Annotated in this window: 14 protein-coding genes; 11 read left to right on the plus strand and 3 right to left on the minus strand. The window is 66.2% G+C overall.

From position 1 onward, the window contains the following. Window positions 1-49: 49 nt before the first annotated feature. The gene (gene hrcA / locus QQZ18_RS14880; RefSeq protein WP_284541698.1) at window positions 50-1,120 is read right to left on the minus strand and encodes a heat-inducible transcriptional repressor HrcA; all 1,071 of its coding nucleotides are present in this window, start codon (window positions 1,118-1,120) and stop codon (window positions 50-52) included. Window positions 1,121-1,263: 143 nt separating this feature from the next. Between hrcA and tsaB the strand changes: the two genes are divergently transcribed. The 4 genes from tsaB to QQZ18_RS14900 are packed head-to-tail and all read left to right on the plus strand — an operon-like array spanning window position 1,264 to window position 3,721. Then, on the plus strand, window positions 1,264-1,935 hold the full coding sequence (tsaB, locus tag QQZ18_RS14885; protein ID WP_284541699.1) for a tRNA (adenosine(37)-N6)-threonylcarbamoyltransferase complex dimerization subunit type 1 TsaB: 672 nt from the start codon (window positions 1,264-1,266) through the stop codon (window positions 1,933-1,935). Between the two features lie 11 nt (window positions 1,936-1,946). Then, window positions 1,947-2,441: a ribosomal protein S18-alanine N-acetyltransferase gene (gene rimI, locus QQZ18_RS14890; RefSeq protein WP_284541700.1), complete on the plus strand. Its 495-nt coding sequence runs from the start codon at window positions 1,947-1,949 to the stop codon at window positions 2,439-2,441. Between the two features lie 48 nt (window positions 2,442-2,489). Continuing rightward, the gene (locus QQZ18_RS14895; protein ID WP_284541701.1) at window positions 2,490-2,936 is read left to right on the plus strand and encodes a Fur family transcriptional regulator; all 447 of its coding nucleotides are present in this window, start codon (window positions 2,490-2,492) and stop codon (window positions 2,934-2,936) included. Further along, the gene (locus QQZ18_RS14900) at window positions 2,933-3,721 is read left to right on the plus strand and encodes a lysophospholipid acyltransferase family protein (RefSeq protein ID WP_284541702.1); all 789 of its coding nucleotides are present in this window, start codon (window positions 2,933-2,935) and stop codon (window positions 3,719-3,721) included. Before QQZ18_RS14895 ends, QQZ18_RS14900 begins: the two co-directional genes overlap by 4 nt. A gap of 23 nt (window positions 3,722-3,744) precedes the next feature. Here the strand turns inward: QQZ18_RS14900 and QQZ18_RS14905 are convergent, their stop codons facing one another. After that, a complete protein-coding gene (locus QQZ18_RS14905) occupies window positions 3,745-4,791 on the minus strand; it encodes a MaoC family dehydratase (RefSeq protein WP_284541703.1) in 1,047 nt (348 codons plus the stop codon). A 281-nt stretch (window positions 4,792-5,072) separates the two neighbouring features. Here QQZ18_RS14905 and polA point away from each other — a divergent pair, with 281 nt between their 5' ends. From polA to QQZ18_RS14920, 3 genes are read left to right on the plus strand one after another with little or no spacing between them, the layout of a single operon-like run. Then, on the plus strand, window positions 5,073-8,057 hold the full coding sequence (polA, locus tag QQZ18_RS14910; protein WP_284541704.1) for a DNA polymerase I: 2,985 nt from the start codon (window positions 5,073-5,075) through the stop codon (window positions 8,055-8,057). Beyond that, entirely contained in the window at window positions 8,057-8,662 is a 606-nt protein-coding gene (cobO, locus tag QQZ18_RS14915) for a cob(I)yrinic acid a,c-diamide adenosyltransferase (protein WP_284541705.1), read from the plus strand. Before polA ends, cobO begins: the two co-directional genes overlap by 1 nt. Next, the gene (locus tag QQZ18_RS14920; RefSeq protein WP_284541706.1) at window positions 8,662-10,131 is read left to right on the plus strand and encodes a cobyric acid synthase; all 1,470 of its coding nucleotides are present in this window, start codon (window positions 8,662-8,664) and stop codon (window positions 10,129-10,131) included. Before cobO ends, QQZ18_RS14920 begins: the two co-directional genes overlap by 1 nt. On the opposite strand, the gene cbiB is transcribed toward QQZ18_RS14920, so the two are convergent. Next, window positions 10,112-11,104: an adenosylcobinamide-phosphate synthase CbiB gene (gene cbiB, locus QQZ18_RS14925; RefSeq protein ID WP_284541707.1), complete on the minus strand. Its 993-nt coding sequence runs from the start codon at window positions 11,102-11,104 to the stop codon at window positions 10,112-10,114. The genes QQZ18_RS14920 and cbiB overlap by 20 nt on opposite strands. Before the next feature lie 552 nt (window positions 11,105-11,656). On the opposite strand from cbiB, the gene QQZ18_RS14930 reads away from it, so the two are divergent. The 4 genes from QQZ18_RS14930 to QQZ18_RS14945 are packed head-to-tail and all read left to right on the plus strand — an operon-like array spanning window position 11,657 to window position 14,954. Continuing rightward, window positions 11,657-11,980 (plus strand): STAS domain-containing protein, encoded by a 324-nt coding sequence (locus tag QQZ18_RS14930; RefSeq protein ID WP_284541708.1) that lies wholly within the window; start codon window positions 11,657-11,659, stop codon window positions 11,978-11,980. Continuing rightward, window positions 11,955-12,323 carry a response regulator gene (locus QQZ18_RS14935; RefSeq protein ID WP_284541709.1) on the plus strand — a complete coding sequence of 123 codons (369 nt, stop codon included), beginning with the start codon at window positions 11,955-11,957 and terminating at the stop codon, window positions 12,321-12,323. Before QQZ18_RS14930 ends, QQZ18_RS14935 begins: the two co-directional genes overlap by 26 nt. Window positions 12,324-12,341: 18 nt before the next feature. Beyond that, a complete protein-coding gene (locus tag QQZ18_RS14940) occupies window positions 12,342-14,435 on the plus strand; it encodes a chemotaxis protein CheA (RefSeq protein WP_284541710.1) in 2,094 nt (697 codons plus the stop codon). A gap of 18 nt (window positions 14,436-14,453) precedes the next feature. Beyond that, on the plus strand, window positions 14,454-14,954 hold the full coding sequence (locus QQZ18_RS14945; RefSeq protein ID WP_284541711.1) for a chemotaxis protein CheW: 501 nt from the start codon (window positions 14,454-14,456) through the stop codon (window positions 14,952-14,954). The last annotated feature ends 9 nt before the right edge of the window (window positions 14,955-14,963 follow it).

Raw genomic sequence — 14,963 nt, forward strand, 5'->3', positions numbered from 1 at the left:
GCCAGGCGTCGTCTTGTCGCCTCTCGTTTCACTCCGGTCGAATGACGCTCTATCCAAGAAGACGGCCGACCACCCGGGCGGTGTAGTCGACCATCGGCACGACGCGAGCATAATTGAGACGGGTCGGGCCGATGACGCCGACGACGCCGATCACGCGCGCCTCGGTGTCGCGATAGGGCGACACCACAAGCGACGAGCCCGACAGCCCGAACAGCTTGTTCTCCGAGCCGATGAAGATGCGCACCCCCTCGCCGGCATCGGCCAGCCCCAGGAGCTCGATCAGGTCCTCGGAACTCTCAAGCTCGTCAAAGAGCGCCCGGATGCGCTCCAGGTCCTCGGCGGCCCGGACATCGTCCAGCAGGTTGGCTCGCCCCCGGACGATCAGCGTCTGGGGCCGGCTGCCGTCGGCATCCGCCCACGAAGCCAGACCGGCATCGACGAGGCGGGCGGTCAAGGTATCCAGTTCGAGCTTGCGCGCGGCGCGCTGGCGCTCGACCTCGGTGCGCGTTTCGCTGAGAGTACGCCCCCGAATGTGGGCGTTGAGATAGTTCGCCGCCTCCTGCAAGGCGGAAGCCGGCAGGTCCGGAGGCAGATCGACCAGCCGGTTCTCGACGGTGCCGTTGTCGCCGACCAGCACGACGATGCCGCGCGTCGGCTCGATGCGCACGAACTCGATGTGCCTGAGGCGCGGATCGGCTTTCTGCGTCAGCACCACGCCGGCGCCACGCGTCAACCCGGACAGCGTCTGCGATGCCTCCGTCAGCACGTCCTCGACGCTCTTGCCGGTACCCGACGCCTTGAGGCGGCCTTCGATTGCCGATCGATCGCCTTCGGTGAGGTCGCCGATCTCCAGCATGGCATCGACGAAGAAGCGCAGGCCGAATTCGGTCGGCAGCCGGCCGGCGGACGTGTGCGGCGCGTACAGGAGCCCCGCCGCCTCCAGATCGGACATGACGTTGCGGACCGAGGCGGGCGACAGCGGCGCGGCAAGAAGGCGCGATATGTTGCGGCTGCCGACGGGATCGCCGGTGTCGAGATAGGCCTCGACGATGCGACGGAAGATATCGCGCGATCGCGCGTCGAGTTCCCGCAAGCCGCCCTGTCCACCTGTCGTCACCACGATACCGTAGCTCCTTTACCATCAGGGCTAATCTGGCCATACCGACACGGCGACGCAAGCCCCGGAGACCGTTTGGCCGCGGGAAGGTGGACGACGTGGCATGGCTGCTCGACAGCGGCTGCGGGCCGGGATAAAGGGGGCCGATGCTGACGCTCGCGCTCGATACCGCCAACGACCGGGTTGCCGTCGCCCTCTTGGGCGATGGCAGGGAGACGGTGCGCGTCGAGGCCATCTCGCGCGGGCATGCCGAACGGCTGTTTCCGCTGATCGACGAAGTGCTGACCACGGCCGGCGTCGAGATCGAAGGCGTCGGGCGAATCGCCGTCAACGTCGGCCCCGGCAGCTTCACCGGCATCCGCATCGCCGTGGCGGCGGGTCGCGGGCTTGGGCTGGCCCTCGGAATTCCGGTGGTGGGCATCGACGCGCTTCGTCTCATCGCCGCGTCGCTCGAAGAACCGGCGGAGGGCCCCATACTGGCCGCCGTCGATGCCCGGCGCGGCGAGGTCTACGCCGCTCTCTACGACGCGAAGGGCGATGTGCTGGAAGCTCCGTTCGCCGCCGATGCGGCAAGCGTGCTCGCTCGGCTGGGCGCCCGCGTCGCCGTGATTGCCGGTTCGGGTGCGGCGATCCTTACTCATCAGGCGGCGACTTCCGGCTTGCGGGTACCGCCGGTCGACGCGATGACCGCGACGGATCCGCTGGCCCTGGCGCGGCTTGGCGGTCTTGCCGAGCCGGCCACCGCCCTGCCCCGCCCGCTTTATCTCAGGGCACCCGACGCCAAGCCGCAACCGCCGGTGCCCGGCCTTCTCGCATGATGTCCGACGCCATGAAGTTTTTCGACCTGATGCGCCTGTTCGCCGCCCCTCGTCCGATCTGCGAGCCCGGTCGCGTCGCCGATGCCGACGATCTTGCCGCGCTGCACGCCCACGCGTTTCGCCACGGTTGGCCGTCCACCGAGATGGAAGCGTTGATCTCCGATCCCACGGTGACGACGGTCGTGGCCCGCGAAGGCCGAACGCCCTTTACCCGTCGACCGATCGGGTTCGTCATGACGCGTGCGGCCGCAGATGAGGCCGAAGTCCTGACCGTTGTCGTTTCCCCGGCACGCCGCGGCCGTGGCGTAGGTCGGCTGATGATGGACGAGACGATCCGCCGCCTCTACTTCATGCGCATCGCCTCGCTGTTCCTCGAGGTGGACGAGAACAACGATTCGGCTCTCACTCTCTATCGACGTCTCGGTTTCCGGGAGGTCGGCCGCCGTGCCAACTACTACGCCGGGGGGACTGCGAACGCCCTTGTCATGCGAGCCGATCTCAAATAACCCATACTTGGCCGGCGACGGAGGCCAAGCAGTTCGAGGGTACCCGCGATGACCGAGGAAACCACTCCGCTCTCTTTGGAAGAAGCCTGTGCGGCGCGCGGCATGCGCATGACCGAGCAGCGGCGAATCATCGCGCGCGTGCTGGAGCAGGCCGTCGATCATCCCGATGTCGAAGAAGTTTACCGGCGCGCCTCGGCGATCGACAGCAACATCTCGATCTCCACCGTCTATCGCACCGTCAAACTGTTCGACGACGCTGGCATGATCGCCCGGCTCGACTTCCGCGATGGCCGTTCGCGCTATGAGCCGCTGCCAGACGAGCACCACGATCACCTGATCGACTTCCGCACCGGTGCGGTGGTCGAGTTCCACAGCGACGAGATCGAGGCTCTGCAGCGCGAAGTCGCACGCAAGCTGGGTTACAAGCTGATCGACCACCGGCTCGAGCTCTATGGCGTACCGCTCGATGAAGCCGGCAAGGAGGACAAGGCGTGAAACCAGGCCACGTCAGGGCGGCGATGACGCTGCCGCTGTTTTCCGTGGCCGCTTTCATTCTCGTCCTTCTCTATCTTCCGGCACGGCGTTTCCGCTGGCGTCTCGCCGGCTGGCTTCAGATGGTCTTTCACCGGCTGGCCTTATGGGCGCTCGGCATCAGGCTGCACGTGCGCGGTCGACCGGCAGCCGACCGCCCGCTGCTTCTCGCCGCCAACCATGCTTCGTGGATCGACATTTCCGCTTACAGCGCCGTGATGCCACTATCTTTCGTGGCCAAGCGCGAGGTCGGCACCTGGCCGCTGATCGGTTTCTTTGCCCGCTTGCAGCACTCGGTGTTCGTCGATCGGGCCCGGCGCGGCGCCACCGCCGATCAGGCGGACAGCATCGGCCGCCGACTGGCGGATGGCGACACCATCGTGCTGTTCCCCGAGGGCACCACATCGGACGGCAACCAGGTGCTGCCCTTCCGCTCGTCGCTGTTCGGCGCCGCCCGCACGGCCCTCGACGAGGCCGGCGTCGAAGCGGTTTTCGTGCAGCCGGTGGCGATCGCCTATACCCACATGCTCGGACTGCCGCTTGGCCGCTCGGGGCGCTCGATCGTATCCTGGGTCGGCGACCAGGACCTCGTGCCACACGCCAAGGATCTGCTCGCTGCCTCCGATTTCGATGTGAGCATCGTCTTTGGCGAACCGATCCGCTTCGATCGCGGCACCGACCGCAAGAAGGTTTCCCTTGAGGCTGAGAAGGCCGTGCGCCGGTTGCTGGCCGCCGAACTCAGGGGCTGATCGGCGGACCGGTCGAGCAAGCGTCAGCGCGGCATCAGCAGCCACATGTCGAGGTCGAGAACGACCGACGGCAGGTAGGCGCCACTGTCGTCCCGATCCGGGAAGTCGGTGGCCGGCTGATCGCGCGTACCGATCAGACGGACGCGGAGCGCGCCGAGATCGTCGCGGCCGTCAATCAGTTCCTTGCCGACGATGGTCGACCATGCGTGGATGATCGAGCCCGTGAACACCGGGCCGACATAGCGGCCGGCGTTGATGGCCGCGACATGGATGGCGTTGGCGAGGCCGTTGAACATCAACGCCCGGCCAATGGCCATGACCAGACCGCCAGACACCAGCCAGCGGCCGCGCGAACGCTCGTCGGAGAACGGCAGCGGATGCTGTCTGGCCGGGTTGCCGAAGAAGCGGGCGGCCATCATGGTCGTGCCCTCGTCCACGAGAGCGCCGTCGACATGATCGATACGCTCGCCGAGTTCGTAGTCGCCCCAGCGAAAGCGACTGCCGGACAGCCCGCTGTCCCAGGCGGAAAGATCGAGCACCGGCAGGCGAGCGCCGAGCGCATCGGCGGGGACCGCAGCCGGCAGCGGCGGAACCAGTTGCTCGGAGAACGGCTGCACGCCCTCCTCGGTCTTGCGCACCGTCTGCCAGCGGGCAAAGTCGATCACCTCGACCCCGCCCTCCTTGTGGCCGGTCGTTCGCAGATAGACGACGCCGGTGCGCCCGCCGGTGTCGCGCAGGCCGATCACCTCGGTCACCGCCGAGATCGTCTCGCCGGGGTAGACCGGCGCGAGAAACCGACAGCCGGCATATCCGAGGTTGGCGACGGCATTGAGGCCGACGTCCGGCACGGACTGGGCGAACACGACGTTGAAGACAAGAAGATCGTCGACAGGCGCCATCGGATGGCCGATGGCGCGGGCGAAGTCGTCCGAAGACTGCAGGGCGAAGCGGCTGGCTGTGAGCGCCCGGTAGAAGGCAACATCGCCGTCGGTCACTGTGCGAGGGCTGGCGTGACGAAAAACCTGCCCGACCCGGAAATCCTCAAAATACCGGCCGCCGCTACTCTTCATGGCTGCCCCCAACCCGCGAATCGCCGACCATGATGACCGGCAACGCCGAGGTGTCATCCCCGCCTATGGTCGGGGATGGATTGCAGACCGAGGCAAGGCGGCCGGAATGGCTCGAAATCCCGCGGCGACACCCATCCGGAAACCAGGCCGAGGCCTTGAAGCGCAAGCGCTGGTGGACATCGACCGGAAAGCGTCAGCAGCGACCATGGACGGCGACGGTGCGTCTTCACTTCCGGCGGGCGGGCGGGCATAGTCCCAACATGTCGAATGCAGAATCCCCCATGAGCCCCGCCTCGCGTCCGGTCCGGGCCGGCGACCACGTATTCCTGATCGACGGGTCGGGCTACATTTTCCGCGCCTACCACGCGCTGCCGCCGCTTACGCGCAAGTCGGACGGCGTGCCGATCGGCGCCGTCTCAGGCTTCTGCAACATGCTGTGGCGACTGTTGAAGGAAACCGAGCAGACCGCGATCGGCGTCCGGCCCACGCATCTCGCGGTGATCTTCGACGCGTCCGCCGTAACCTTCCGCAACGAGATCTACCCGCTCTACAAGGCGCAGCGCCCCGAGCCGCCCGCCGACCTCAGGCCGCAGTTCGGGCTGATCCGCGAAGCCGTCCGCGCCTTCAACGTGCCGTGCGTCGAGCAGCTTGGTTACGAGGCCGACGACCTGATCGCCACCTACGCGACGGAAGCGAAAGCGGCGGGCGCCGACGTCACCATCGTTTCCTCCGACAAGGACCTGATGCAGCTCGTCGGCGAGCGCGTCATGCTGCTCGATACGATGAAGGACCGCCGGATCGGCGTCCCCGAAGTGATCGAGAAATTCGGCGTGCCGCCGGAAAAGGTGATCGAGGTGCAGTCGCTCGCCGGCGACTCGGTCGACAATGTGCCGGGCGTGCCCGGCATCGGCCTCAAGACGGCGGCGCAGCTCATTCTCGAATACGGCGACCTTGAGGCTTTGCTGGCCGCCGCGACCGGCATCAAGCAGCAGAAGCGCCGCGAGAACCTGATCGCCTTCGCCGAGCAGGCGCGCATCTCGCATCGTCTGGTGACGCTGAAATGCGACGTGCCGCTTGAGCACTCGATCGATACGCTGGGCGTTCGGCCGATCATCGGCGAGCGACTTATCGCCTACGCCAAGGCCATGGAGTTCTCGGCCATCATTCGCCGGGTGTCCGAAGCGACCGGCGTCGAGCCGTCGAAAGTGGAGCCCGCCGTCGTGCCGGTGACGCACTGGCCGCCCGAAGGCGAGGTCTCGTCCGAGGCGGGTGAGGCGAAAGGGCCGGCAGCGACCGAAGACCTGCCCTCCTCTCCCGCCCTGCCCGACACGACGAACGAAGCGGACGCCCCTGTGTCAAGGGAGTTCACGCCGGCCGGCCGCGCCGCCGAGGCGCTGGCCCGGATGCAGGCGATTCCGGTCGATTATTCGGCCTACGAAATGGTGACCGATGTCGCCCGTCTCGAAGCCTGGGTGGCGGACGCCTATGAGGCCGGCCTCGTCGCCTTCGACACCGAGACTTCCGGTCTCGACCCCATGCAGGCGGAAATCGTCGGCGCGTCGCTGGCCGTCACGCCTGGCCGGGCGTGCTACATTCCCTTCGCCCACGTCTCTGGAGCCGGCGACCTGCTGGGCGGCGGGCTGGTGCCCGGCCAGATCGCCATTCGCGACTTCGTACGGGTCGTGAAACCGCTTCTCGAAGATCCGTCGGTCCTGAAGATCGGACAGAACGCCAAGTACGATTGGGTCGTCCTGAAGCGTCTCGGCATCACCGTGGCGCCGTGCGACGACACCATGCTGATCTCCTATGCGCTCGACGCCGGCCGCATGGGCCACGGCATGGACGAACTGTCGGAAGTGCTGCTCGGACACAAGCCGATCGCATTCAAGGACGTCTGCGGCTCCGGCAAGTCGATGATCACCTTCGATCGCGTGCCGCTCGACCGCGCCACCCAGTATGCCGCCGAAGACGCGGATGTCACCCTTCGCCTCTGGCACGTGCTGAAACCGCGTCTTGCCGCCGAGGGCATGACCGCCCTTTACGAGACGGCGGAACGGCCGCTCATCGACGTCATCGCCCGCATGGAAATGCGCGGCGTTTCCGTCGACCGCCAGATCCTGTCGCGCCTCTCGGGCGATTTCGCACAGTCCATGGCGGCCATGGAGGCCGGTATCTTCGAGGTGGCCGGGGAAACCTTCAACATCGGTTCGCCCAAGCAGATCGGCGACATCCTGTTCGGCAAGCTCGGCCTGGCCGCCGCCAAGAAAACCAAGACCGGCGCCTGGGCGACCGGCGCCGACGTGCTGGAAGACCTCGCGGCCGAAGGCCACGAACTGCCCCGCCGCATTCTAGACTGGCGGCAGCTCTCCAAGCTGAAGTCGACCTACACCGACGCGCTGCCCGGCTACATCCACCCGGAGACGAAGCGCGTCCACACCAGCTACTCGCTGGCCTCCACCACCACCGGCCGCCTCGCCTCGTCCGAGCCCAACCTGCAGAACATTCCGGTACGTACCGAGGAGGGGCGCAAGATCCGCCGGGCCTTCGTGGCACCGCCGGGCCGCAAGCTGGTGTCGGCCGACTACAGCCAGATCGAGCTGCGCGTGCTTGCCCACGTTGCCGACATCCCCGCGCTGAAGAACGCCTTTTCCGAGGGTATCGACATTCATGCCATGACGGCCTCGGAAATGTTCGGAGTGCCGGTCGAGGGCATGGACCCGATGGTCCGTCGCCGGGCCAAGGCAATCAACTTCGGCATCATCTACGGCATCTCGGCCTTCGGCCTCGCCAACCAGCTCTCCATTCCGCGTGAGGAAGCGAGCGACTACATCAAGCGCTACTTCCAGCGCTTCCCCGGCATTCGCGACTACATGGAAGCCACCAAGCGGCAGGCGCGCGAGAACGGTTACGTCACCACCATCTTCGGCCGCAAGGCGCACTACCCGGAGATCGGCTCGCCCAACCCGTCGATGCGGGCCTTCATGGAGCGCGCGGCCATCAACGCCCCCATTCAGGGATCGGCCGCCGACATCATTCGCCGGGCCATGGCGCGCATGGAGGCGGCACTGGCCGAGGCAAGGCTGTCGGCACTGATGCTTCTGCAGGTGCACGACGAACTGATCTTCGAGGTGCCGGACGACGAGGTGGCCGCGACCATCCCGGTGGTGCGCGCCATCATGGAAGGTGCCGCCGAACCGGCGGTCAAGCTCGACGTGCCGCTGGTCGTCGATGCCCGCGCCGCCCAGAACTGGGACGAGGCTCACTGATGGCCGACGCGGAGGCCGAACGCCATCGGGCGAAGATGGCGAAACGCAAGGCGGTGCAGGATGCCGAAGTGGCTTCCAAGACCATCGGCGAGAAGGGCCTCCTGATTGTCAACACCGGCCCCGGCAAGGGCAAATCGACGGCCGCCTTCGGTCTGGTCGTCCGCGCCCTCGGTCATGGCTGGAAGGTTGGCGTCGTCCAGTTCGGCAAGGGAGGCTGGGAGAGCGGCGAGCGACGCGTGCTGGAAGCGCTCCCCGGCGTGTCCTGGCACACCCTCGGCGAGGGTTTCACCTGGGAGACGCAGGACAGGGCGCGCGACGTCGCCGCCGCGCAAGCTGCCTGGGCAAAGGCAACGGAACTGATGGACGACCCGGCCGTCCGCCTGCTCGTGCTCGACGAACTCAACATCTCACTCCGCTACGAGCATCTGCCGCTTCTCGACGTGGTCGAGAAACTGAAGGCGCGGCGGGACAACCTGACCGTGGTCGTGACCGGACGCAACGCCAAGGCCGAGCTGATCGAGGCTGCCGACTGCGTCACCGAGATGGTCGCCACGAAGCATCATTTCGCAGCCGGCGTGAAGGCGCAGGCGGGGATCGAGTTCTGATGGTCAGCCGGCTGATGTTGCAGGGGACCGGCTCGGACGTCGGCAAATCGCTGATCGTCGCCGGTCTCTGCCGTCTCTACGCCCGGCATGGCCTCAAGGTGCGCCCTTTCAAACCGCAGAACATGTCGAACAATGCGGCGGTGACGGTGGACGGCGGCGAGATCGGTCGAGCGCAGGCGTTGCAGGCCCGCGCGGCCGGCATCATGCCCTCGGTCCACATGAACCCGATTCTGCTGAAACCCCAGTCGGAGATCGGCTCGCAGGTGGTGGTGCAGGGGCGCGTCGTCGGCAACGCGCGAGCCCGCGACTACCAGGGCATGAAGCCGGAGCTGATGCCGGCGGTGCTCGACAGCTTCGCCCGCCTGTCGGCGGACGCCGACCTCGTGCTGGTCGAGGGCGCCGGTTCGCCGGCGGAAATCAACCTCAGGGCCGGCGACATTGCCAACATGGGTTTTGCGAGGGCGACCGACACGCCCGTCGTGCTGATCGGCGACATCGACAGGGGCGGCGTGATCGCCAGCCTCGTCGGCACCAAGGCGGTGATGGCGGAAGAGGACGCCGCTCTGGTGGCCGGCTACCTCATCAACCGCTTTCGCGGCGACGTTTCGCTGTTCGATGCCGGGCTTGCCGCAATCACGGAGCGTACCGGGTGGCACTCCTTCGGCGTGATTCCCCACTTCGCCGACGCCGGCCGACTGCCCGCCGAGGATGCCCTCGGGCTGAAAAGCCGCTATGAAGCCGAACGCGCGGAAGGCCGCAAGCGCATCGTCGTGCCTGTGCTTCCGCGCATCGCCAATTTCGATGATCTCGACCCGCTTCGTCAGGAGCCTGGGGTCGAGGTGATTCTCGCGCAGGCCGGTCGTCCGCTGCCGCCGGCCGAGCTCATCCTGCTGCCCGGCTCGAAGGCAACCATACCCGATCTTGTCGCGCTCAAGGCGGAAGGCTGGGACGTCGACATCCGGGCGCACGCCCGTCAGGGGGGCAAGGTCCTTGGCCTGTGCGGCGGCTACCAGATGCTCGGACGGTTGTTGCGCGACCCCGAAAGGGTCGAGAGCGACATCGAAGCCATCGAGGGCCTCGGCCTGCTCGACGTCGAGACCTCGCTGACCGGCGACAAGCGCCTTCGGGCGGTAAGTGGCCTGTCGATGCCCGATGCCACTCCATTTTCCGGCTATGAAATGCATGTCGGCGCAACCGTCGGACCCGACCGCTCCAGGCCGTTCGCCCGCCTCTCGGATGGCAGCGACGAGGGCGCGACGTCTCGGGACGGCAAGGTTGCCGGCAGCTACTGTCACGGCCTGTTCGCCGACGACCGGCAGCGGAACCGGTTGCTCGGGTGGATCGGCGCCGATTCGTCGTCGCTAGCCTACGAAGCGGAAATCGATCGGGTGCTCGACGGCCTCGCCGATCACCTCGCCGCCCATCTCGACATCGACGGCCTTCTCGACCTCAGCCGAAGGCGAGGATGACGAGACCGAGCCAGACGAGTGCCAACAGGGCGAAGATCAGCAACAGAGCCCGCTTGTAGAGCCTCAGCGCGCGGTCGATGTCATAGGCGTTGACCTCGGCGCGGCCGTCGCCCATCCACGCATCCTCGATCCGAGTGTCGCCATAGACCTTGGGGCCGTTGAGGCGCAGGCCGAGGGCGCCGGCCATCGCCGCTTCGGGCCAGCCGGCGTTGGGCGACTTGTGACGACGGGCATCGCGGTCGATCGCCCGGACGGCCGAAGCGGCCGAGGCGCTGTCGTCGGCAAGCGCGGCCACGACGATCGCCCAGGCGGTGAGGCGCGAGGCCGGCAGGTTGACGAGGTCGTCGAGTCTCGCCGAGGCCCAGCCGAAGGCGAGATGGCGCGGCGTCTTGTGCCCGATCATCGAATCGGCGGTGTTGATCGCCTTGTAGGCGGCCGCCCCAGGCAAGCCCAGAACCGCCATCCAGAACAGCGGCGCCGTCACACCGTCCGAGAAGCTCTCGGCAAGACTCTCGATGGCGGCGCGGCAGACGCCGGCGGCATCGAGGTGGGCCGGATTGCGGCCGACGATCCGGCCGACGGCCAGACGGCCCGCCTCAAGACCGCCTTGCCGCATGGCGTCGGCGACGGCCGCGACATGAACATACAGGCTGCGAGCGGCAAGCAGCGTCGAACCGACGATGGCGGCAAGGCAAGGTCCCGCGATCGGGCCGGCGAGCCCAACGAGCGATCCGATTGCCGCAGCGACGAGAGCACTGGCGGCCACGTTGACGGCAGCGGCGAGGACACCGTTCAACCGGCGCCGGTCGGCATCGAGATCCTCGCGATTGAGCGTACGGTCGAGAAAGCCGATCAGCGTGCCCATCCAGGTGACGGGATGCCCGATCAGTCGGAAAACGAAGTCCGGATAGCCGGTTGCCACTTCGAACACGAGGGCCAGCAAGGCAACAAGAAGAAACTCAAGCGGGACCATTTCAGCTTCTCTTCCGGAGCGGCAGCCGCGCAGCCCTAGGCACGCGCCGGACCTTTTCTGTCACGCCTCCGGTCGTTCCGGAAGCCCCGACGCCGCACCGATACCCGCTGATTCGACACTTCCGGTCGTTTGCCCGCAAAAAATGTGTCCGTCGCGGTATTCCGCAGAATACCTACCAAGGAAATTCTATCTATGGTTGATATTGTGAGGCCAATATCCGTGAGCGAGTCTCGGCGTTTAGTCGCCGCGAAAAGCTAAAACTGGAAATTGTGATTCATTTCAAGACTCTACTATGACGTCCGTCAAGACATGCCGCCCAGTGTTCTTTCAGCATTGAGCAAGGGCAAGACCTTCCGGGGGAAAACGTATGATTCAACAAATGACAAGGAAGACTCGTAGAAACCAGTATCCTTAATTTCCGGCCCAGCCCAAAGGGCAGCGGAGAGCGGAATCCACTTCAGTTTTCGGTAACAAATCCATGCGTGTACTGCGGCACATCAGGTCCATGGATGGGTGTGTCCAGTACCGCCTGTAGATTGTAAAGAGTCTAAGTTGCCGTCGCTCGAACAACGCCAGATTTCTTTTGACCTGACCGCCGTGCTGGATGCAGCAGCGGTCCGGGATCTCCACGCCCAGATCGAGCCTCTCGTTTCCGAGACCACCTACCTGACGCTGAATGCCGCGGCCGTCGAACGCCTCGGCACTCAAGCCGTTCAGCTTCTTGTTGCAACCGCCCGCGCGATCGAGATGAACGGCGGCCGGCTCGCGATCGTGAATATCACGCCAACCTTTCGCGAAGCCTATGCCGACCTCGGCCTTCTCGCCGAACTCGACGCCCGGAGCGCCCTAAATGCCGAGAAAGATACTTACGGTTGACGATTCCAGGACCATGCGCGACATGGTCTCCTATACGTTGAAGGGGGCTGGTTTCGAGGTTCTGGAGGCTGAGGACGGGGTGAAGGCCCTCGGCGTTCTCGCCAACACCCGTGTCGACCTGATCATCACCGACATCAACATGCCCAACATGGACGGCGTGACGCTGGTCAAGCGCGTGCGCGCCGGCGGGAACCACGCATCGACGCCGATCCTGATTCTGACCACGGAGTCGGGCGACGACAGAAAGGCCAGCGGCAAGGCGGCCGGGGCAACGGGTTGGATCGTCAAGCCCTTCGCGCCGGAGAAGCTTCTCTCCGTCGTCAACAAGGTCTGCCCCGCCTGACCCTTCTGGACGGCCGTCATGTCAACTCCAAGCTTCGGCTCCGACGAACTCGCCCAGTTCCGCAGGACATTCTTCGAGGAATGCACGGAACTGTTGGCCGACCTTGAGGAACGTCTCGGGGCGCTCGCCGCTTTCTCCAGCGACGTCGAGGGACTCAACGCCATTTTCAGGGCTGTCCATTCGGTGAAGGCGGGCGCCGGCGCCTTCGGCTACACCGTGCTGGTCGGTTTCGCACACCGCTTCGAAGCGCTTCTCGACCGGCTGCGCGACGGCAAGGCCGATCTCGACGAACGCACGCTCGCCGCCCTCGTCGCCGCCGCCGACGTCTTTTCCGCCCTGGTCGACCTCGCGCGTCAGGGCGAGACGCCGGCCGACGACTTCGGCGCCGACGTCGCCGAGGAGCTCTGCGCGCTGCTCGATGGCGAGGCGATGCCGGCGTCCGTCGCCCGGCCGACCACGAGCGCCCTCCCAGCACCACCGACGGCGGAAAGAACCTATCGCATCGTCTTCCGGCCCAACGCCGAGCTGTTCCGCCACGCCAACGAGCCGCTCTATCTGATCCGCGAGCTGAAAGGGCTCGGCACGCTGACCGTCGACTGCGACCTCAGCCGCCTGCCGCCCTTCGACGCGTTCACTGTCGACGATGCCTATCTCGGCTGGACGATGACGCTGCGCGCCAGCTGTTCGCCGGCCGCCATCGCCGAGGTGTTCGAATTCGTCGACGACGAGTGCGAACTGATCATCGAGGAAGTAGGTACCGCTCCGGCCGAGCCGGAGGAAGCCGTAGCTGTCGCCGTCCCGGAGGTCATGGCGACGACCATCTCGGGTCCGTCTCCGGAGACCAAGCCTGCCGAAAGCAAGCCATCGGACAGCAAGGGGGCCGGCAAGTCCGGTTCGATCTCGTCGATCCGCGTCGACCTCTACCGCGTCGACCGGCTCGTCAACATGGTGGGCGAGCTGGTCATCGCCCAGGCGATGCTGGCCCAGCAGTTCACCGAAAGCCACGACCAGGACGACCCGGGCGCTCTTCAGGGCTTCGAGCATCTGGCCGGCCTGACGCGAGAGCTGCAGGAATGCGTGATGGCCATTCGCATGCAGCCGGTGAAGTCGGTGTTCTCTCGCATGCCGCGCCTCGTCCGCGACGTCGGGCACAAGACCGGCAAGGACGTCAGGCTCGAAATGGCCGGCGAGCAGACCGAGGTCGACAAGACGGTGATCGAGGAGCTTGCGGACCCCCTCACCCACATGATCCGCAACGCCGTCGACCACGGCATAGAGGACGTGGCGACGCGCCTTGCCGCCGGCAAGCCGGCCGAGGGCGTCATCCGTCTGTCGGCCCAGCATGCGGGCTCCAACATCCTGATCCATGTCGAGGACGACGGTGCCGGGCTCGACCGGGACCGCCTGCTGGCCAAGGCCATCGACAAGGGCATCGTGCCGGCGAGCGCCAAGCTGTCCCCCGAGGAAATCGATGAGCTGATCTTCGCGCCGGGCTTCTCGACGGCCGCCGCCGTGACCGACGTCTCGGGCCGCGGCGTCGGCATGGACGTCGTCCGGCGCAACGTCCAGGCGCTTGGTGGGCGCGTGCAGGTGATGTCGACGCCCGGCAAGGGCACGCGCTTCACGCTGGTCATCCCGCTGACTCTCGCCGTCCTCGACGGCATGGTCGTGGCCGTCGGCTGGGAGAAGTACATCCTTCCCCTCACCTCGATCGTCGAATCCTTCCGTCCCGGACGCGGCCAGATCCGCGTCATTCCCGGCGGCGGCGAGGTGGTGTCCATTCGCGGCGAGTTCGTCCGCATGATCCATCTTGCCCGCGTGTTCGGCGTTTCCGAAGCGGTTTCCGACCCATGCCAGGGCCTGGTCGTGCTGCTCGAACTGGCCAACGGCGGCAAGCTCGGCGTGGTGGTCGACGAACTGATCGGCCAGCAGCAGGTGGTGATCAAGTCCCTGCAAGACAACTACGATCCGGTCCCGGGGATCTCCGGCGCCACCATTCTCGGCAACGGACGCGTCGCGCTCATCGTCGACATCGAAGAACTCACCCGCCTTCATGACCGATCCGCCCGTATCGCCGACACGACACGGCAACCGATCGCTGCCAACGCCTGACCTCACGGAGCCTTCTCCATGGCAGAACCGCAAGATCTTCCCAACACCGGTCCCGACGCCTCCGTGGCGCAGGCGCGACAGTTCATTTCCTTCCGCGTCGGCGACGACGAGTTCGCCATCGACATCATGGCCGTTCGCGAGATCAAGGGGTGGACCGAGACAACCGTCCTACCGAACCAGCAGGACTACATGCTCGGGGTGCTCAACCTTCGCGGCACGATCGTACCGATCTTCGATCTTCGCTGCCGCTTCGGACTCGGTCTCACGACGGCCACCCGCAGTCACGTCGTCATCATCGTGGCGATCAGTGGCCGGCTGCTCGGCCTGCTGGTCGATGCCGTTTCGGACATCCTGACCGTCAATGCCGCCGATATCCGGCCGGTACCCGACGTCGACCAGCCGATCGACAATGCCTTCCTCGCCGGCATCATCCCCGTCGGCGACGGCATGGTCGTACTCCTCAGCCTCGAAAATCTCTTCGCCAATCACGGCCCGGCCAACGCCGCCATCGCCGCCTGAACCAGCTCT

This window comes from Pleomorphomonas sp. T1.2MG-36 (assembly GCF_950100655.1).
Classification (GTDB): Bacteria; Pseudomonadota; Alphaproteobacteria; order Rhizobiales; family Pleomorphomonadaceae; genus Pleomorphomonas.